A 17,612-nucleotide genomic window follows, 5' to 3' on the forward strand; every position below is an offset into this window, starting at 1 on the left:
CGTGGCCCGGCGGAGCACGGTCGGGCCCGGCCGCGGCACGGCATCAGGTCTGCGGGGAAGCGCTTCTGATCACGGCGAACCGGGCGCCGTAGGGGTCGGCGAGTTTGGCCATGCGGCCCACGCCGTCCACCGTCGTCGGCGGCATCCGCACCGTCCCGCCGAGCCGCTCCGCCTGGCCGGCCACGGCGTCGGGGTCCTCCACCTCGAAGTACGGCAGCCAGTACGGGCCGTCCTCCGCCTCGGCGGGGGCGTCGGCCAGCGGCACCAGCCCGCCGAACATGGCGTCCTCCCCGGCCCCGGCCGGGTTGACGCAGGTGTACGTCCCGCCCGGGAAGGGCACCGCGTAGGTCTCCAGGCCCAGCACCCGGTGGTAGAAGGCCGCCGCCGCCGCGACGTCCCGGGTGTACAGCTCGACCCAGCACAGCGCGCCCGGCTCGTTCGCCGCGTCCACGCCCTTGGTCCGTCCGGGCTGCCAGATCCCGAACGGCACGCCCGCCTGGTCGGCGAGGACCGCCATGCGGCCCTCGCCCATCACGTCGGTCGGCGGGACCAGCACACCGCCGTGGGCCTGTTCGGCCGCCTCGGCGGTGGCCTGCGCGTCCTCGCTGCGGAAGTACACCGTCCAGGCCGGCGGGCCCTGTTCCGGACCGCTCCGCATGCCGCCCGCGACGGTCTTCCCGTCGCGCTGGAAGAAGCCGTACCCGCCGGCTTCCGGTCCCGCCGACCGGAACCGCCAGCCGAAGAGGGCGCCGTAGAAGGAGGTGGCGCCGTCGATGTTGGGGGTGCCCACGTCGATCCAGTTCGGGGCGCCGGTGACGAAACGGGTGGTGAGCATGCGTGCCCTCCTCGGAAGCGGTCCCGTCCTGTGCACTGCCGAGTCTGGCACCGCCCACTGACAAGCGCCGCCGGAGCACCGCGCCGCGCCGGAGCCCCGTCCGCCCCCACGCCGGTTTTCCCGCCTTGTTCCGCGCGCCGCCGTGCGCGCGCCGGGCCGGAGGGAGCAGCATCGGGGTGACGGGAGCGGGGCGAGGGGGACGGGAGCGGCGTCGGAACGACGGCAGCGGTGGCGGGCGCGCCGGGTGGCCGGGGGGCGCCGTTGAGCCGGCGTTGATCGAACGTTTTTCGGCGTACGGCACGCTCCTGGCCATGCACTCCGAAACCATCACCCCGGCCGACGACACCTGGCAGGCGCAGGCCCTGTGCGCGCAGACCGGGCCCGACTTCTTCTTCCCCGAACCCGGCAGCTCGGTGCGCGACGCGAAGCGCATCTGCGCCATGTGCGAGCTGCGCCCGGCCTGCCTGGACTACGCGCTGGCCAACGACGAGCGGTTCGGCGTCTGGGGCGGCCTGTCGGAGAAGGAACGTCTCGCCCTGCGGCGCACCGCCCGCTGACGCCGCCCCGGGCGCGGGGCGGCCGGCTGACCACCCGCCCCGCACGCGGGCCGTCAGCCTGCGGCGCGCGCCGCCATCCGGGCCTTGCGCGCGGCGAGCTTCTCGTCGAACTTGGAGGCCTCCGTGTCCAGCCCGCCCAGGAACAGACCCAGTTCCTCCTGCGCCTTGAGTCCCTCGGAGCCGAGACCGTCGATCTCCAGGACCTTCAGGAAGCGCAGCACCGGCTGGAGCACGTCGTCGTGGTGGATGCGCAGGTTGTAGACCTCGCCGATCGCCATCTGCGCGGCGGCCCGCTCGAAGCCGGGGATGCCGTGGCCGGGCATGCGGAAGTCGACGACGACGTCCCGGACCGCCTGCATGGTCAGGTCGGGCGCCAGCTCGAACGCCGCCTTCAGCAGGTTGCGGTAGAAGACCATGTGCAGGTTCTCGTCGGTGGCGATCCGGGCCAGCATGCGGTCGCAGACCGGGTCGCCGGACTGGTGGCCGGTGTTGCGGTGCGAGATCCGGGTGGCCAGCTCCTGGAAGGCGACGTAGGCGATCGAGTGCAGCATCGAGTGCCGGTTGTCGGACTCGAAGCCCTCGCTCATGTGGGACATGCGGAACCGCTCCAGCTGGTCCGGGTCGACCGCGCGCGAGGTGAGCAGGTAGTCGCGCATCACGATGCCGTGGCGGCCCTCCTCGGCCGTCCAGCGGTGCACCCAGGTGCCCCAGGCGCCGTCGCGGCCGAAGAGCGAGGCGATCTCGTGGTGGTAGCTGGGCAGGTTGTCCTCGGTCAGCAGATTGACGACGAGGGCGATCCGGCCGATGTCCGTGACCTTGGACTGCTCCTTCTGCCAGGGCTGCCCGTCCTCGAACAGGCCCGGGAAGTTACGTCCGTCGGTCCACGGCACGTACTCGTGCGGCATCCAGTCCTTGGCGACTTTCAGATGCCGGTTCAGTTCGGTCTCGACCACTTCCTCCAGTGCGTGGAGCAGCCGTGCGTCGGTCCAGGCGGACGGGCTGCCGAGTCGGGGGGAGGTGATCGTCACGGGAACTCCAGGGGGACGCCGAACAGGGGGAGCGGAGTCCCGGCGAGCGGTGCCGGGATCCTGCGGAAATCGTAGGCTACGAAACCGTAGGTTACGAAGCCGTAGGTTAAGAGTGCCGTAAAGGAACCGCTGATCAGCCGTACGGCGGCCCGCGGGGGGCCGCGTCGGCAGCCTCGGGACCCGCAGGTCCCGGGGCTCCCGGAGGCAGGGGATCACCCGGTCAGGCGTACAACTCCCGCATGCGCACCGAGAGGCAGGTCACACAGCCCTCCAGCTTCTCGAACTCGCTGATGTCCACCGTGACCACGTCGTGGCCGAGGTCGGTCAGCAGCTCCGCCGTCCTCGGGGCGCTCGCCGCCATGAGCAGTTTCCCGCCACCGAGCAGCACCACGTGCGCCCCGGTCTCCTCGGGCACCGACAGGAAGCCCGGGAACAGTGACGGCCGGTCCACCCTGGGGATGTGCCCGATCACCGTGCCGTCGGGCAGCGCGGTCACGGCCGACTTCAGGTGCAGCACCTTGCTCACGGGTACGGCCACCACCCGGGCGCCCAGCGGTTCGAAGGCCGCCCGCAGCTGCTGCACGCCGGCCGCGTTGGTCCGCCCGCCCCGGCCCACGTACACCGTGTCGCCGACCTTCAGGACGTCGCCGCCGTCCAGCGTGCCCGGGTCCCAGATCCAGTTCACCGAGCAGCCGAGGCGGGCCACCGCCTCCTCGACGCCGGCGGTCTCCGCCAGCCGGGACGCGGCTCCGGGCCGGGTGATCAACGCCACGTTCCGGTACATGACCACGGTGTCCTCGACGAACACCGAGTCGGGGCAGTCGTCGGCCGGTTCGACCTCGATCGTCTCCCAGCCGTTCGCGCGCAGTGCCTCGACGTAGGCCTCCCACTGCTCGGTGGCGAGCCCCACGTCGACCTTCTCCCGCTCGATGTGCGTCACCAGACCGTCGGCGAGGCGGGGGCCGGGGCGGCGGACGAGGGCCTTCTTGCTGGGCACGACGGGCCTTTCGGGTCTATCGGTCGACGGTGCGGTGTTCCGGTGCCGGTGAGAGGGCACCGGTCCGCCATCATGCAGGTCACCGCGGCCGGCACAAAACTCCCGCCGCCCGGCCGCGGCCGTTCCGGGACCGCCGCCGGGGCCGGTCAGGCCGGGTCGCCGAGCGCCCCGGGTGTCGTCTCCTTCAGCTGTCCTCCTTCCATCAGCAGCCACCGTGTGATCCCGATCGACTCCAGGAACGGCAGGTCGTGGCCGGCCACGATCAGGGCGCCCTCGTACGCCTCCAGGGCCGAGGTCAGCTGCCGGACGCTGGCCAGGTCGAGGTTGTTCGTCGGCTCGTCGAGCAGCAGCAGCTGGGGCGCGGGTTCGGCGAGCAGCAGCGCGGCCAGGGTCGCCCGGAACCGCTCACCGCCCGACAGGGTGCCCGCCGTCCGGTCGGCCCGCGCGCCGCGGAACAGGAAGCGCGCGAGGCGCGCCCGGACCCGGTTGCCGGTGGCGTCCGGCGCGAACCGGGCCACGTTCTCGGCCACCGTCAGGGCGTCGTCCAGTACGTCCAGCCGCTGGGGCAGGAACCGCAGCGGCACGTGCGCCGTCGCCGTGCCGGCCACCGGCGCCAGCTCCCCGGCGACGGTCCGCAGCAGCGTCGTCTTGCCGGCGCCGTTGCGGCCGACGAGCGCGATCCGCTCCGGGCCGCGCAGGTCGAACACGCCCTCCACGCGCGCGTGGTGGACCATGCGCAGGTCCTCCAGGGTGAGCACTTGCCGCCCGGGCGGTACGGCCGTGCGGGGCAGGTCGACGCGGATCTCGTCGTCGTCCCGTACGGCCTCCGCCGCCTCGTCCAGGCGTTCCCGGGCCCCGGCGAGCCGGTCCTCGTGCAGCAGGCGGTGCTTGCCCGCGGACTCCTGGGCGGCGCGTTTGCGCGCACCCATGACGATCTTCGGTTCGCGCTTGGAGTCCCACATCTTCTGCCCGTAGCGCTTGCGCCGGGCCAGCTTGACCTGGGCGTCGGACAGTTCGCGCCGCTGCTTGCGCATATCGGCCTCGGCGACGCGCATCATCCGCTCGGCCGCCTCCTGCTCGACGGCCAGCGCTTCCTCGTAGGCCGAGAAGTTGCCGCCGTACCAGGTGACCTCCCCCGAGCGCAGCTCCGCGATCCGGTCGACCAGGTCGAGCAGTTCCCGGTCGTGGCTGACCACGACCAGGACACCCGGCCAGGAGGCGACGGCCTGGTAGAGCCGGCGCCGCGCGTACAGGTCGAGGTTGTTGGTGGGCTCGTCCAGCAGCAGGACGTCCGGGCGGCGCAGCAGCAGCGCGGCGAGCCGCAGCAGCACCGACTCCCCGCCGGACACCTCGCCGACGGTCCGGTCCAGACCGATGTGGCCGAGGCCGAGTTCGCCGAGGGCGGCCAGGGCGCGCTCCTCGACGTCCCAGTCGTCGCCGAGGGCCTCGAAGTGCTCCTCGGCGGTGTCGCCCGCCTCGATGGCGTGCAGCGCGGCGCGCCGGCCGGCGATGCCGAGGGCTTCGTCGACGCGGAGCGCGGTGTCCAGGGTGACGTTCTGGGGCAGGTAGCCGGTCTCGCCGGCCGCCTTGACGGTGCCTCCGGCCGGGGTCAGTTCGCCGGCCAGCAGTTTCAGCAGGGTGGACTTCCCTGAACCGTTGGCGCCGACGAGCCCGGTGCGGCCGGGGCCGAAGGCGAGGTCGAGGCCGTCGAGGACGGTGGTGCCGTCGGGCCAGGCGAAGGACAGGGACGTACAGGTGAGGGATGCGGACATGGGCGCCTCGTTACGGTGCGAACGGTCGGTCGGACACGTGTCGAGACACCGCGAGGCGGAGACCGAAGGGCCTGGGAGCACAGGAGGCCATGAGAGAAGGCCTGTGCCGGGGACGGACGGCTCGGACGCCGAGGTCGTACGCCGCGCACACCTCACCGGTGCGACGCGGTGTCTCGGGACCTCAGACGAGCAACGTCCTTCTCCTATCGGCGGCAACAGAACCGCTGTACACGGTAGGAAAGGGGCCGGAGGGGTGTCAACGGGATTACCGCGCCGCCCCGGCACGCGCGCGTGGCGCGCGGAACGGTGCTAGCAGGCGTCCCGCATCAGCTCGGCCAGGTCGTGGTCGAGGTCGAACTGGAGGTGCTCACGGCCGGTGGGCACCAGGGCGTCGGCCGCCTCCAGGAACCGCCGGATCTCACCGGAGCGCACGTGGACGATCGCGGTGCCCTCGGGGGCGTGGAACTCCAGCACCGTGCGGTCGTACCCGTACGGTCGCACCCGGACGTCGCCATGGCCCTCCGGTCCCGTCAGCCCGGCCGTCAGCAGCTCCCGGGAGAACGTCCAGCACACCTCGACACCCTCCAGGGTCGCCGGGGCGGGGAACGTCATGCGGACGGCGAACGGGTCACGCCGGTCGTAGCGCAGCGTCGCGGGGATGCTCGGCATGCGCGGTGCGGCGGCGACGAGGCGGGCCTCTACGGGCTGCTCGATGACGGTGGACAACGCCTTGCTCCCTCGTGACGGCTGGACTGCCTCCGGACGTGTGACACCCGGCACCGGAAGAGACGAAGGAAACTGCCGTTGCGTGCACACGGGGAACGAGTGACCTCGGTCACCGCCTTTCATGCACGGGGACCGGCCAGGTGTTCGCGATCACTTCCCGTGTCCCCGCCGGGTGCCGGCACGGGAGAGACCAGGTGGTCCTCTGGACGGCGCCGGTGCGGTGGGCTAGCTTCGCCCGCCATGAGGCGCTCAGGGAGCACGCGACGCGGGGGACGGGCGAACGGACTGCTGGCGGTGGGGGTGGCGTGCGGGGTGGCGCTGGCCGCGCTGACGGTCCCGGCGGCCGGGGCCCGGCCGCTCGAACGGGCGGGCCTCACGCCGGCGGGCGCCGGGCGGCCGGCACCCGGTACGGGCAGCGCGGGCCCGGCGGGCGCGCACTGGGCGCTCAAGGACCCCGGCACGCCGCACGTGCGCTTCCGGGGCCTCGCGGCCGTCAGCCGGCGCACCGCCTGGCTGGCCGGCACCGGCGGCACGGTGCTGCGCACCACGGACGGCGGCGCCGGCTGGCGGAACGTCTCTCCGGCGGGCGCGGACGCGCTCCAGTTCCGGGACGTCGAGGCGTTCGACGCGCGGCGGGCGGTGGTGCTGGCCATCGGCGAGGGCGAGGCCTCCCGCGTCTACCGCACCGACGACGGCGGAACCACCTGGACGGAGTCCTTCCGCAACACCGACCCGAAGGCCTTCTACGACTGCCTCGCCTTCTCCGACTCCCGCCACGGCCTCGCCCTGAGCGACCCGGTCGACGGGAGGTTCCGGCTCCTGTCCACCGCCGACGGTGGCCGTTCCTGGCGCGTACTGCCCTCCGACGGCATGCCGGCCGCCCTGGACGGCGAGGCGGGCTTCGCCGCGAGCGGGCAGTGCCTGGTCACCTCCGGCCCGAAGGACGTCTGGCTGGCCACCGGGGGCGGCGCCCACGCGCGCGTGCTGCACTCCACCGACCGCGGACTGACCTGGACGGCCGCCGACACGCCGGTCCCGGCGGGCGATCCGGCCAAGGGCGTCTTCGCGCTCGCCTTCCGCGACCCTGCCCACGGCATCGCGGTCGGCGGCGACTACCGCCCCGACCGGCCCTCACCGCGGGGCGCCGCGGTCACCGCCGACGGCGGCCGGACCTGGCGGCCCGCCGCGGCCCCGCCGCCCGCCTACCGCTCCGGTGCCGCCTGGCTCCCGCACAGCCGCGGCGCCGCGCTGGCCGTCGGCCCGGCTGGCACCGACCTGACCACCGACGGCGGGCGCGGCTGGCGCACGATCGACACCGGGTCGTACGACACCGTGGACTGCGCGCCCGACCTGGGCTGCTGGGCGGCCGGCGAGCAGGGCAGGGTGGCCCGGCTGGAACGCTGACGTAAGTGGGTGCGAGGCGGGTACCCGTTCCCCGCCGCAAAGGAGAGGAGCGATCATGCCAGCCGGTTCCAGCCCCAAGCGTGAGCGTCAGTACGAGCACATCAAGGACAGCGCCCAGGACCGGGGCGAGAGCGAGGGACGCGCCAAGGAGATCGCCGCGCGGACGGTGAACAAGGAACGCGCGCGGTCGGGCGAGTCCAGGACCGCCAGCCGCAGCTCCACGCAGGACAAGTCGTCCGGCGAGCGGGGCGGGCAGCGGTCCGGCAACCGGTCCGGCTCGCACGGACCGACCCGCGACCAGCTCTACAACGAGGCGAAGCAGCGCGGCATCGAAGGCCGCTCGAACATGAACAAGGACGAGCTCCAGCGCGCGCTCGACTCGAAGAAGGGCTGAGCCGCCGGGCTCAGCCGAGCGTCTGCCGGTGGTGCGCCAGCTCCGGAGCCGTCTTCGTGGCGACGAACTCCGTGACGCGGTAGGCGCACACACCCGCGACGGTGAAGGGATCGCCCGCGACGAGTTCCTCGACGCCCGCGCGATCCTCCGCGACGGCCAGGATCACACCTCCGTCGCGGGGGTTCTTGCGTCCGGAGGCCAGGAAGAGGCCCTTCTCGTACTGCTCCTCCAGCCAGGCCACATGGTCCGGCAGGACGGCGTCCACGGCATCGAGCGGCGCGGTGTAGGTCAGCTCCAGTACGAACATGATCGCGAGCCTACCCCCGGCGGACCGGCGCCCCGCGGCGGGTCCGTACAGTCGCCCACCATGACGATCGTCGGCGTACCCGCGGGCTGGCCCGCGACCGAGGAAGAGGCCCGTGCCGTACAGGACTGGCTGCGCGGGCGGGTGGTCCTCGACGAGCCCGGACCGCCGCCGGGAACGGGCCGGGTCACGGGCGTCGACGTCGCCTACGACGACGGCCTGGACCTCGTCGCGGCGGCGGCCGTCGTGCTGGACGCCGCGACCCTGGAGGTCGTCGCCGAGGCGACGGCCGTGGGCCGCGTCTCGTTCCCCTACGTGCCGGGGCTCCTCGCCTTCCGCGAGATCCCGACCGTGCGGGCCGCCCTGGACCGGCTGCCGTGCCCGCCCGGCCTGGTGGTCTGCGACGGCTATGGCGTGGCCCATCCGCGCCGCTTCGGCCTGGCGAGCCATCTCGGCGTGCTCACGGACCTGCCGACCATCGGCGTCGCCAAGAACCCGTTCACCTTCACCTACGACGACCCGGCACCGGCGCGGGGCAGCTCCGCACCCCTGCTCGACGGGGCCGAGGAGGTCGGGCGCGCCCTGCGCACCCGGGACGGCGTCAAGCCGGTGTTCGTCTCGGCCGGCCACCGCGTGAGCCTCGGCACCGCCCTGGCACACACCCTGGCGCTGACCCCGCGCTACCGGCTGCCCGAGACCACGCGCCGGGCGGACGCCCTGTGCCGGCAGGCACTGCGGGCGGCCGGCAGGGCCTTTCCTCCGGATCAGGCCGGTTCCGGCCGACCGCGGCAGGACCAGGGCGACAGGCGCTAGCCCTCCGGGCGAACGGCGGGAGTCCGACGACACGCCCTAGCGTTCCGCCGCCACCCGGAAGGTGATGCCGGCGGCGCGCAGCCGCTCGGTCAGGGCGTCGCCCATCGCCTCGGCCGTGGTGACCTGTCCGGCCGTCGGCGGCAGGTCGTCGAAGGCCAGGCTCAGGGCCGCCTCGGCGAACATCTTCGCCGTCTCGTCGTAGCCGGGGTCACCGCCGGCGACCTCCGTGAACACGCGGCGCCCGCCGCCCTCTCCGACGAACCGCACCCGGAACCAGCTCTTCGCCCGCTTCTGCGCGCTGGGTCCGTCGCCCGGCCGGAGCCGGTCCGACAGCCAGTGCCGGGCGGGCGGCAGCTGGGCCGCCGCGGTCAGCGCGCCGACGGCGGCGACCGAGCCGAGGGCGACCGGCAGGCGCCGGACGGCGGCGTAGTGCCGGTAGCGGAAATCCGGGCCGTACCGCTCCAGCGCCCGCGCCGAACGGCGCACGATCTGCGGGTCGATGGTCGGCAGCGGCAGCGCCCACGCGCCGACCTCGCCGGCGAACCTCGGCGCGCCCGTCGGTGCCGTGACCCGGCGGCCCGGCAGCCGCGGCTCGTACCGGGACCGTTCACGGGCGGCGCCCAGCATCCGCCGTCCCCGGGCCAGCTGGTTCAGCGCCGAGGCGAGGGTGCCTCCGGAGAAGGCCGCGTCGGCCGTCACATAGCCGTCCACGGTCAGCGGGACCCCCTCCGGCAGCTGCCGGACCGTGAAGTACGCGCCGAGATCGTGCGGTACGGAGTCGAACCCGCAGGCGTGCACGAGACGTGCGCCCGTCTCACGCGCGCGTGCGTCGTGCCGGACGTACATCAGGTCGACGAACTCCGGCTCACCGGTGAGGTCCAGATAGTCGGCCCCCGTGTCGGCGCAGGCGGCGACGAGTTCCTCGCCGTGCAGCACGTAGGGCCCCACGGTCGTGGCGACCACGCGCGCGTGCTCGGCGAGGGCGCGCAGGGTGGCCGGTTCGGTCACGTCGGCCCGCAGCACGCCGGGGTCCGCGCCGCCGGGCAGCTGTCCGCGCAGTTCCTCCAGCCTGCGTTCGTAGCGGCCGGCGACGGCCCAGCGCAGGTCCTTCGGCGCGTGGGCGGCGAGATACCGGGCCGTGAGCGTGCCGACGAAGCCCGTGGCTCCGAAGAGCACGAGGTCGTAGGGACGGTCTGTCCTGTTCAGCCTGCTCATGACACCCCTCGCTTCGTGCGGCCTGCCGGGCAGCCCGCGCCGCTGTCGGTGGCTGAGGCTAGCGTGAGGTGTGCGCGGTCCGACACGTCACCCGGAGGAAGCGATGGCGGTGGCCGGGAATGCCCTGTCGCGCCCCCCCGCCGCAGAGGCGTCGGGGGGTGCGTCACTCTCCCGGGTGAGGAGTGACCGGGACGGGCACTCGGCTAAGCGCTTGCTCGTTCAGGTCTTGTGCCCGGTGGAACGCGTTCTTAGCATCATCGGTGTTACATCAGTTGTGTCACACACGCTCCGGGAGCTGGTCGCATGACAACGGCAGGGACGCCGACGCCGGGTGCCGGCCCGCTCCACGGTGTGCGCGTGGTCGAGCTGGCCGGCATCGGACCGGGCCCGTTCGCCGCCATGCTGCTGGCCGACCTGGGCGCCGACGTGGTCCGGGTGGACCGCCCGGGCGGCCCCGGCCTCGCAATCGACCCCGCGTACGACGTCACCAACCGCAACAAGCGCTCGGTCATGGTCGACCTGAAGGCACCGGACGGCCCCGCGCGCGTCCTGGATCTCGCCGAGCGGGCCGACATCCTCGTCGAGGGCTACCGCCCGGGCGTCGCCGAGCGGCTCGGCATCGGCCCCGAGGACTGCCACGCCCGCAACCCCCGGCTGGTCTACGGCCGCATGACCGGCTGGGGCCAGGACGGCCCCCTCGCCCGGCGCGCGGGCCACGACATCGCCTACATCGCGCTCACCGGCACGCTCGGCCTGACCGGCCGCCCCGGTGAGCCCCCCACCGCCCCCGCCAACCTCCTCGGGGACTACGCGGGCGGCTCCCTCTACCTGGTCGTCGGCGTCCTCGCCGCCCTGCACCACGCGCGCGCGACCGGCACCGGCCAGGTGGTCGACGCCGCCATCGTCGACGGCACGGCCCACCTCTCCACGATGATCCACGGCATGCTCGCCGCCGGCGCCTGGCAGGACCGGCGCGCCGCGAACCTGCTGGACGGCGGCTGCCCCTACTACGGCACCTACGAGACCGCCGACGGCGGCCACATGGCGGTCGGCGCCCTGGAGGAGAAGTTCTACGGCGAGTTCCTCCGCCTGCTCGGCCTGGACGGCCTGGCGTCCGCCCGCACGGACCCGGCCCGCTGGAACGAGTTGCGCGAACGGATCGCCGCCCGCTTCGCATCCCGTACCCGGGCCGAGTGGACCGCCGTCTTCGAGGGCTCCGACGCCTGCGTGGCACCCGTACTGTCACTGCGCGAGGCCCCGCACCACCCGCACCTGGCCGCCCGCGGCACCTTCACCGACCACGACGGCATCACCCAGCCCGCCCCCGCGCCCCGGTTCTCCGCGACGCCCACCACCGTCCGCGGCGGCCCCGCCCGGCCCGGCGCGGACACGGAGACGGTCGCCCGGGACTGGGGCATACCCGCGCGCCCGACCGACGACCCGGTCACCGACGGCGGCTGACCCCGACCACCCGCTCGGCCCACCCTCCCGAAAGGCACACCAGTGAGCACCGAAGCGTACGTGTACGACGCGATCCGCACCCCGCGCGGGCGCGGCAAGGCGAACGGCGCCCTGCACGGCACGAAGCCCATCGACCTGGTCGTCGGCCTCATCCACGAGATCCGCGGCCGCTTCCCGGGCCTGGACCCCGCCGCGATCGACGACATCGTGCTCGGCGTCGTCGGACCCGTCGGCGACCAGGGCGCCGACATCGCCCGGATCGCCGCCATCGCCGCCGGACTGCCGGACACGGTCGCGGGCGTGCAGGAGAACCGCTTCTGTGCCTCCGGCCTGGAGTCCGTCAACCTGGCCGCCGCCAAGATCCGCTCGGGCTGGGAGGACCTGGTCCTCGCGGGCGGTGTCGAGTCCATGTCCCGCGTCCCGATGGCCTCCGACGGCGGCGCCTGGTTCAACGACCCGATGACCAACCTCGCCGTCAACTTCGTGCCCCAGGGCATCAGCGCCGACCTGATCGCCACCATCGAGGGCTTCTCCCGCCGGGACGTCGACGAGTACGCGGCCCTGTCCCAGGAGCGCGCCGCCACCGCCTGGAAGGAAGGGCGCTTCGACCGCTCGGTCGTGCCCGTCAGGGACCGCAACGGCCTGATCGTCCTCGACCACGACGAGCACATGCGCCCCGGCACCACCGCCGACTCCCTCGCCAGGCTGAAGCCGTCCTTCGCGGACATCGGCGAGCTCGGCGGCTTCGACGCGGTAGCGCTCCAGAAGTACCACCACGTGGAGAGGATCGACCACGTCCACCACGCGGGCAACTCCTCCGGCATCGTGGACGGCGCCTCGCTCGTCGCGGTCGGCTCCAGGGAGGTCGGCGAGCGCCACGGCCTGACCCCCCGCGCCCGGATCGTCTCCGCGGCCGTCTCCGGCTCCGAGCCCACCATCATGCTCACCGGTCCCGCTCCGGCCACCCGCAAGGCCCTGGCCAAGGCCGGCCTCACCATCGACGACATCGACCTGGTCGAGATCAACGAGGCGTTCGCCGCGGTCGTGCTGCGCTTCGTGCGGGACATGGGCCTGTCCCTGGACAAGGTCAACGTCAACGGCGGCGCCATCGCCCTCGGCCACCCGCTCGGCGCGACCGGCGCGATGATCCTCGGCTCGCTCATCGACGAACTGGAGCGCCAGGACAAGCGCTACGGCCTCGCCACGCTCTGCGTGGGCGGCGGCATGGGCGTCGCCACCATCGTCGAGCGCGTCTGAACTCCCTGCGGAACCAAGCGACTTCAACGGAGACGACTGTCATGACCGAGAGCACCACCATCCGCTGGGAGCAGGACGACACCGGTGTCGTCACCCTCGTCCTGGACGACCCGAACCAGTCCGCGAACACCATGAACCAGGCCTTCCGGGCCTCCGTCACGGCGATCGCCGCGCGCGCGGAGGCCGAGAAGGACTCCATCCGCGGCATCATCTACACCTCCGCCAAGAAGACCTTCTTCGCCGGCGGCGACCTCAAGGACATGATCAAGGCCGGCCCCGAGGACGCCCAGCGGGTCTTCGACACCGCGACCGAGATCAAGAACGCGCTGCGCCGCATCGAGACCCTCGGCAAGCCGGTCGTCGCCGCCATCAATGGCGCGGCCCTCGGCGGCGGCTACGAGATCGCGCTCGCCTCCCACCACCGCATCGCCCTGGACGCCCCCGGCTCCCGGATCGGCCTGCCCGAGGTCACCCTCGGCCTGCTGCCCGCGGGCGGCGGCGTCACCCGTACGGTACGGCTGATGGGCATCACGGACGCACTGCTGAAGGTGCTGCTCCAGGGCACCCAGTACACCCCCCGGCGCGCCCTGGAGAACGGCCTCGTCCACGAGGTGGCCGTGAGCGAGGAGGAGATGCTCGCCAAGGCCCGCGCCTTCATCGACGCCCACCCCGAGTCGCACCAGCCCTGGGACGTCCCCGGTCACAAGATCCCCGGCGGCACCCCGGCCCACCCGAAGTTCGCCGCGAACCTGCCCGCGTTCCCGGCGAGCCTGCGCAAGCAGACGGGGGGCGCGCCCTATCCGGCCCCGCGCAACATCATGGCCGCCGCCGTCGAGGGTTCCCAGGTCGACTTCGAGACCGCGATCACCATCGAGACCCGCTACTTCACCGAGCTGGTCACCGGGCAGACCGCGAAGAACATGATCCAGGCGTTCTTCTTCGACCTCCAGGCGGTCAACTCCGGCGTCAGCCGCCCCCAGGGCATCGAGCCCCGCCCGGTCCGCAAGGTCGCCGTCCTCGGCGCCGGCATGATGGGCGCCGGCATCGCGTACTCGTGCGCCCGCGCGGGCATCGACGTCCTCCTGAAGGACGTCTCCCTGGAAGCGGCCGTCAAGGGCAAGGGCTACTCCGAGAAGCTGTGCGCCAAGGCCGTCGCCAAGGGCCGTACCAGCCAGGAGAAGGCGGACGCGCTGCTCGCCCGGATCACGCCCACCGCCGACGTGGCCGACCTCGCGGGCTGCGACGCGGTCATCGAGGCCGTCTTCGAGGACACCGCCCTCAAGCACAAGGTGTTCCAGGAGACCGAGTCCGTCGTCGCCCCCGACGCGCTGCTGTGCTCCAACACCTCCACGCTGCCCATCACCACCCTCGCCGAGGGCGTGGAGCGCCAGGCCGACTTCATCGGGCTGCACTTCTTCTCGCCGGTCGACAAGATGCCGCTGGTCGAGATCATCAAGGGGGAGCGCACCGGCGAGGAGGCCATCGCGCGCGCCTTCGACCTGGTCCGGCAGATCAACAAGACGCCGATCGTCGTCAACGACTCGCGCGGCTTCTTCACCTCCCGGGTGATCGGCCACTTCATCAACGAGGGCGTCGCCATGGTCGGCGAGGGCATCGAGCCGGCCTCCGTCGAGCAGGCCGCGGCCCAGGCCGGCTACCCGGCCAAGGTGCTGTCCCTCATGGACGAGCTGACCCTCACCCTCCCGCGCAAGATCCGCGAGGAGACCCGGCGGGCCGTGGAGGAGGCGGGCGGCACCTGGACCGCGCACCCGGCGGAGGCGGTCATCGACCGCATGGTCGACGAGTTCGGCCGCCCCGGCCGCAGCGGCGGCGCCGGGTTCTACGACTACACCGAGGACGGCGGGCGGGCCGGACTGTGGCCGGGCCTGCGCGAGCACTTCACCACGGCCGGGTACGAGATCCCGTTCCGGGACATGCAGGAGCGCATGCTCTTCGCCGAGGCCCTCGACACCGTACGCCTCCTGGAGGAGGGCGTCCTGATCTCGGTCGCCGACGCCAACATCGGCTCGATCCTGGGCATCGGCTTCCCCGGCTGGACCGGTGGCGTCCTCCAGTACATCAACGGCTACGAAGGAGGCCTGCCCGGATTCGTCGCCCGCGCGCGCGAGCTGGCCGAGCGCTACGGCGAGCGGTTCACCCCGCCCGCGCTGCTCCTGACGAAGGCCGAGCAGGGGGAGATCTTCACCGACGCCCGCTGACCCACTGGCCTGCGGGCCTGCCGACCGGCAGGCCCGCGGGGGCGGCGTGCCCCGGCTGCTCAGCCCCGTCCGCTCCCGCCGTCCTGTTCGTCCTGCCCGTCCTGTCCGTTCTCGCCGTTCTCGCGGGGATCGCTCAGCCAGCCGCGCAGTTCCTGCCGCAGGGAGCGCTGGAACGTGGTGAGCAGCGCCTGCACCACCAGCGGGTGCATGTGGGCCGTCAGCGACTTCACGTCCTTCGGGGCCAGCTCGGACACCGCCTCGCGCAGCAGCCGGGACAGCTCCTGCGCCGCCGCGCGCGAGTGCTCCAGCAGCACCTCCCGGGCCGCGAGGACCACGTCCTGGGACAGCGGTACGTCGAGCAGCTCGACGCCCAGCCGCAGGAGCCCCGCGTCGACCCCGTAGCCACCGTCGTCCGGCGTGACCACGTCCAGGGCCGCCAGACGGGCCACGTCCGCGTCGCTCAGCTCCCGTCCCGCGAGCCGGCTCAGCTCCTCCCGCGTCACCGTCTCCACCGTGTCCGGTGCCCAGGAGGCCACCACCGCACGGTGGATGGCGAGGTCCTGCGCGCTCAGGTCCGGCGGCAGCCGGCGCAGATGCCGTTCGATCGCGGACAGCGTCATGCCCTGCCGTTGCAGCTCGTCGATCAGGGCGAGACGCGCCAGGTGCTCCGGTCCGTAGTGCCCGACCCGGCGCGGACCGAGCGCCGGAGGAGGCAGCAGCCCTCTGGTGCCGTAGAAGCGGACGGTACGGACGGTGACGCCCGCCCGGGCGGCCAGCTCGTCGATCGTCAGCGTGGGCCCGCCCGGATCCGTCTGCTCCGTGGTCTCGGTCGTCATGTGCAGCAGTATCGCTGTCCCACCAACGCTGTAACACCTCACGTGCCGCAGTGAAACGCCCCGTGACGTCTGCTTTCCCGCCCTTCGGGCCTGTGAGAAAGGACGCTGTGTGACGTGGGCCACCGCGTGCCGGCGGAACTCTCTGGGAAGCTGCTGTCTTGGTCTGTGCCGCGACATACCAGGGTGGTGCGGGCCAGGACCTGCACGAACCCCGGCCCACGAGGTCCGGGCGCACCAGGAAGTGAAAAACCACCCGTGAGCAGCAAGGACGCCGTGGACATAGCACAGGCCGCCGACCGTCCCGAGGTGGCCCGGACGCCCGCGGACGCGGGCGACGCCGGTTACAGCAAGGGACTCAAGGCCCGCCACGTCAACATGATCGCCATCGGTGGCGCCATCGGCACCGGTCTGTTCCTGGGCGCCGGCGGACGCCTGCACAACGCGGGCCCGGCGCTCGCCCTGGCCTATCTGGTCTGCGGCATCTTCGCCTTCTTCGTCGTCCGGGCCCTCGGCGAGCTGGTCCTGTACCGCCCGTCGTCCGGTTCTTTCGTGTCGTACGCGCGCGAGTTCCTCGGCGAGAAGGGCGCCTACGTCGCCGGCTGGATGTACTTCCTGAACTGGTCGACCACCGGTATCGCCGACATCACCGCGATCGCGCTCTACGCGCACTACTGGAGCATGTTCACCTCCGTCCCCCAGTGGGTGCTGGCGCTGATCGCCCTCGCGGTGGTCCTCGCCGTGAACCTGATCTCGGTGAAGATCTTCGGTGAGATGGAGTTCTGGTTCGCGATCATCAAGGTCGCCACCCTCGTGGGCTTCATGCTCATCGGCGTCTTCCTGCTGGCCACCCAGCACGACGTGGACGGCACCAAGCCCGGCCTCAGCGTGATCGCCGACCACGGCGGCGTCTTCCCGCACGGTGTGATGCCGGTCGTCCTCGTCATGCAGGGCGTGATCTTCGCCTACGCCGCCCTGGAACTGGTCGGCGTCGCCGCCGGTGAGACCGCCGAGCCGGAGAAGATCGTCCCGCGCGCGGTGAACTCGATCATGTGGCGCGTGGGCCTGTTCTACGTCGGCTCGGTCGTCCTGCTCGCGCTGCTGCTGCCCGGCTCGGTGTACTCCGCCGACCAGAGCCCGTTCGTGACCGTGCTGTCCAAGATCGGCATCCCGGCGGCCGGTGACGTGATGAACCTGGTGGTGCTGACCGCCGCCATGTCCTCGCTCAACTCCGGGCTGTACTCCACCGGCCGCATCCTGCGCTCCATGGCCACGGCCGGTTCCGCCCCGAAGTTCACCGCCCGTATGAACCGCAGCCAGGTCCCCTACGGCGGCATCCTGCTGACCTGCGCGGTCTGCGTCCTCGGCGTCGTCCTGAACTACCGTCTGCCCGACCAGGCCTTCGAGATCGTGCTGAACGTCGCCTCCCTCGGCATCATCAGCACCTGGGTGATCATCATGATCTGTCACGTGGTCTTCGTCCGCCGCGCCCGCGACGGACAGGTGACGCGGCCGCACTTCCAGCTGAAGTTCACCCCGGTCACCGAGATCGCCACGATCGTCTTCCTCATGGTCTGCCTCGGCCTGATGTGGAACGACCCCGAGGTCGGCCGCAAGACCCTGCTCCTCATTCCGGTGATCGCCGTCATGCTGGTCGCCGGCTGGTTCGGCGTCCGCCGCCGGGTGGCCCGCAACACCGGCGGGGACACGACGGACGCCCCGGCCGTGAAGTAGCCGTCCGGCGGCCACCGGCCGGACAGCGGCGGCGGCCCCGCCCGCGCCGGTGGGTCGACACCC

The 17,612-nt window shown here is 72.7% G+C and carries 16 protein-coding genes; 8 read left to right on the forward strand and 8 right to left on the reverse strand.

What is annotated here, in order from left to right:
- Positions 1-43: 43 nt before the first annotated feature.
- A complete protein-coding gene (locus ABZ117_RS13520) occupies positions 44-835 on the reverse strand; it encodes a VOC family protein (RefSeq protein ID WP_356820305.1) in 792 nt (263 codons plus the stop codon).
- 311 nt (positions 836-1,146) lie between these two features.
- Here ABZ117_RS13520 and ABZ117_RS13525 point away from each other — a divergent pair, with 311 nt between their 5' ends.
- A complete protein-coding gene (locus ABZ117_RS13525; RefSeq protein WP_356820306.1) occupies positions 1,147-1,392 on the forward strand; it encodes a WhiB family transcriptional regulator in 246 nt (81 codons plus the stop codon).
- Positions 1,393-1,445: 53 nt separating this feature from the next.
- Here ABZ117_RS13525 and ABZ117_RS13530 read toward each other — a convergent pair whose 3' ends face one another.
- The 4 genes from ABZ117_RS13530 to ABZ117_RS13545 all read right to left on the reverse strand — a co-directional run bounded on the left by ABZ117_RS13530 (position 1,446) and on the right by ABZ117_RS13545 (position 5,915).
- Entirely contained in the window at positions 1,446-2,420 is a 975-nt protein-coding gene (locus ABZ117_RS13530) for an acyl-ACP desaturase (protein ID WP_356820308.1), read from the reverse strand.
- Between the two features lie 220 nt (positions 2,421-2,640).
- Complete coding sequence (ddaH, locus tag ABZ117_RS13535) at positions 2,641-3,417, reverse strand: dimethylargininase (protein WP_356820310.1); 777 nt, start codon at positions 3,415-3,417, stop codon at positions 2,641-2,643.
- A gap of 146 nt (positions 3,418-3,563) precedes the next feature.
- The gene (locus tag ABZ117_RS13540; RefSeq protein WP_356820312.1) at positions 3,564-5,189 is read right to left on the reverse strand and encodes an ABC-F family ATP-binding cassette domain-containing protein; all 1,626 of its coding nucleotides are present in this window, start codon (positions 5,187-5,189) and stop codon (positions 3,564-3,566) included.
- A 309-nt stretch (positions 5,190-5,498) separates the two neighbouring features.
- Positions 5,499-5,915, reverse strand: coding sequence for an SsgA family sporulation/cell division regulator (locus tag ABZ117_RS13545; RefSeq protein ID WP_356820314.1), 417 nt, complete (start codon positions 5,913-5,915; stop codon positions 5,499-5,501).
- Between the two features lie 240 nt (positions 5,916-6,155).
- Between ABZ117_RS13545 and ABZ117_RS13550 the strand changes: the two genes are divergently transcribed.
- Together ABZ117_RS13550 and ABZ117_RS13555 are read left to right on the forward strand one after the other, a co-directional pair.
- Entirely contained in the window at positions 6,156-7,319 is a 1,164-nt protein-coding gene (locus tag ABZ117_RS13550; protein WP_356820316.1) for an oxidoreductase, read from the forward strand.
- A gap of 55 nt (positions 7,320-7,374) precedes the next feature.
- Positions 7,375-7,713, forward strand: a complete 339-nt coding sequence (locus ABZ117_RS13555; RefSeq protein ID WP_356820318.1) for a plasmid stabilization protein — start codon at positions 7,375-7,377, stop codon at positions 7,711-7,713.
- A gap of 10 nt (positions 7,714-7,723) precedes the next feature.
- Here the strand turns inward: ABZ117_RS13555 and ABZ117_RS13560 are convergent, their stop codons facing one another.
- Entirely contained in the window at positions 7,724-8,020 is a 297-nt protein-coding gene (locus ABZ117_RS13560) for a YciI family protein (protein ID WP_356820320.1), read from the reverse strand.
- A gap of 60 nt (positions 8,021-8,080) precedes the next feature.
- Between ABZ117_RS13560 and ABZ117_RS13565 the strand changes: the two genes are divergently transcribed.
- Positions 8,081-8,830, forward strand: a complete 750-nt coding sequence (locus tag ABZ117_RS13565) for an endonuclease V (protein WP_356820322.1) — start codon at positions 8,081-8,083, stop codon at positions 8,828-8,830.
- Positions 8,831-8,866: 36 nt separating this feature from the next.
- Here the strand turns inward: ABZ117_RS13565 and ABZ117_RS13570 are convergent, their stop codons facing one another.
- Complete coding sequence (locus ABZ117_RS13570; protein WP_356820324.1) at positions 8,867-10,045, reverse strand: saccharopine dehydrogenase NADP-binding domain-containing protein; 1,179 nt, start codon at positions 10,043-10,045, stop codon at positions 8,867-8,869.
- Between the two features lie 303 nt (positions 10,046-10,348).
- Between ABZ117_RS13570 and ABZ117_RS13575 the strand changes: the two genes are divergently transcribed.
- The 3 genes from ABZ117_RS13575 to ABZ117_RS13585 are packed head-to-tail and all read left to right on the forward strand — an operon-like array spanning position 10,349 to position 14,982.
- Positions 10,349-11,506, forward strand: a complete 1,158-nt coding sequence (locus tag ABZ117_RS13575; protein WP_356820325.1) for a CaiB/BaiF CoA-transferase family protein — start codon at positions 10,349-10,351, stop codon at positions 11,504-11,506.
- Between the two features lie 42 nt (positions 11,507-11,548).
- Entirely contained in the window at positions 11,549-12,763 is a 1,215-nt protein-coding gene (locus ABZ117_RS13580; RefSeq protein ID WP_356820327.1) for an acetyl-CoA C-acetyltransferase, read from the forward strand.
- 41 nt (positions 12,764-12,804) lie between these two features.
- Positions 12,805-14,982 (forward strand): 3-hydroxyacyl-CoA dehydrogenase NAD-binding domain-containing protein, encoded by a 2,178-nt coding sequence (locus ABZ117_RS13585; protein ID WP_356820329.1) that lies wholly within the window; start codon positions 12,805-12,807, stop codon positions 14,980-14,982.
- Positions 14,983-15,041: 59 nt separating this feature from the next.
- Here ABZ117_RS13585 and ABZ117_RS13590 read toward each other — a convergent pair whose 3' ends face one another.
- A complete protein-coding gene (locus ABZ117_RS13590; protein WP_356820331.1) occupies positions 15,042-15,818 on the reverse strand; it encodes a MerR family transcriptional regulator in 777 nt (258 codons plus the stop codon).
- A 255-nt stretch (positions 15,819-16,073) separates the two neighbouring features.
- On the opposite strand from ABZ117_RS13590, the gene ABZ117_RS13595 reads away from it, so the two are divergent.
- Complete coding sequence (locus ABZ117_RS13595) at positions 16,074-17,549, forward strand: amino acid permease (RefSeq protein WP_356820333.1); 1,476 nt, start codon at positions 16,074-16,076, stop codon at positions 17,547-17,549.
- The last annotated feature ends 63 nt before the right edge of the window (positions 17,550-17,612 follow it).

The organism is Streptomyces sp. NPDC006309, from assembly GCF_040613095.1.
In the GTDB taxonomy this organism is placed as follows: Bacteria; Actinomycetota; Actinomycetes; order Streptomycetales; family Streptomycetaceae; genus Streptomyces.

Bases quoted from the DNA above. Each gene is read 5' to 3' on its own strand.
- ABZ117_RS13520 (WP_356820305.1), bottom strand. From the start codon at position 835: ATGCTCACCACCCGTTTCGTCACCGGCGCCCCGAACTGGATCGACGTG.
- ABZ117_RS13525 (WP_356820306.1), top strand. From the start codon at position 1,147: ATGCACTCCGAAACCATCACCCCGGCCGACGACACCTGGCAGGCGCAG.
- ABZ117_RS13540 (WP_356820312.1), bottom strand. From the start codon at position 5,189: ATGTCCGCATCCCTCACCTGTACGTCCCTGTCCTTCGCCTGGCCCGAC.
- ABZ117_RS13550 (WP_356820316.1), top strand. From the start codon at position 6,156: ATGAGGCGCTCAGGGAGCACGCGACGCGGGGGACGGGCGAACGGACTG.
- ABZ117_RS13555 (WP_356820318.1), top strand. From the start codon at position 7,375: ATGCCAGCCGGTTCCAGCCCCAAGCGTGAGCGTCAGTACGAGCACATC.
- ABZ117_RS13560 (WP_356820320.1), bottom strand. From the start codon at position 8,020: ATGTTCGTACTGGAGCTGACCTACACCGCGCCGCTCGATGCCGTGGAC.
- ABZ117_RS13565 (WP_356820322.1), top strand. From the start codon at position 8,081: ATGACGATCGTCGGCGTACCCGCGGGCTGGCCCGCGACCGAGGAAGAG.
- ABZ117_RS13570 (WP_356820324.1), bottom strand. From the start codon at position 10,045: ATGAGCAGGCTGAACAGGACAGACCGTCCCTACGACCTCGTGCTCTTC.
- ABZ117_RS13575 (WP_356820325.1), top strand. From the start codon at position 10,349: ATGACAACGGCAGGGACGCCGACGCCGGGTGCCGGCCCGCTCCACGGT.
- ABZ117_RS13585 (WP_356820329.1), top strand. From the start codon at position 12,805: ATGACCGAGAGCACCACCATCCGCTGGGAGCAGGACGACACCGGTGTC.
- ABZ117_RS13590 (WP_356820331.1), bottom strand. From the start codon at position 15,818: ATGACGACCGAGACCACGGAGCAGACGGATCCGGGCGGGCCCACGCTG.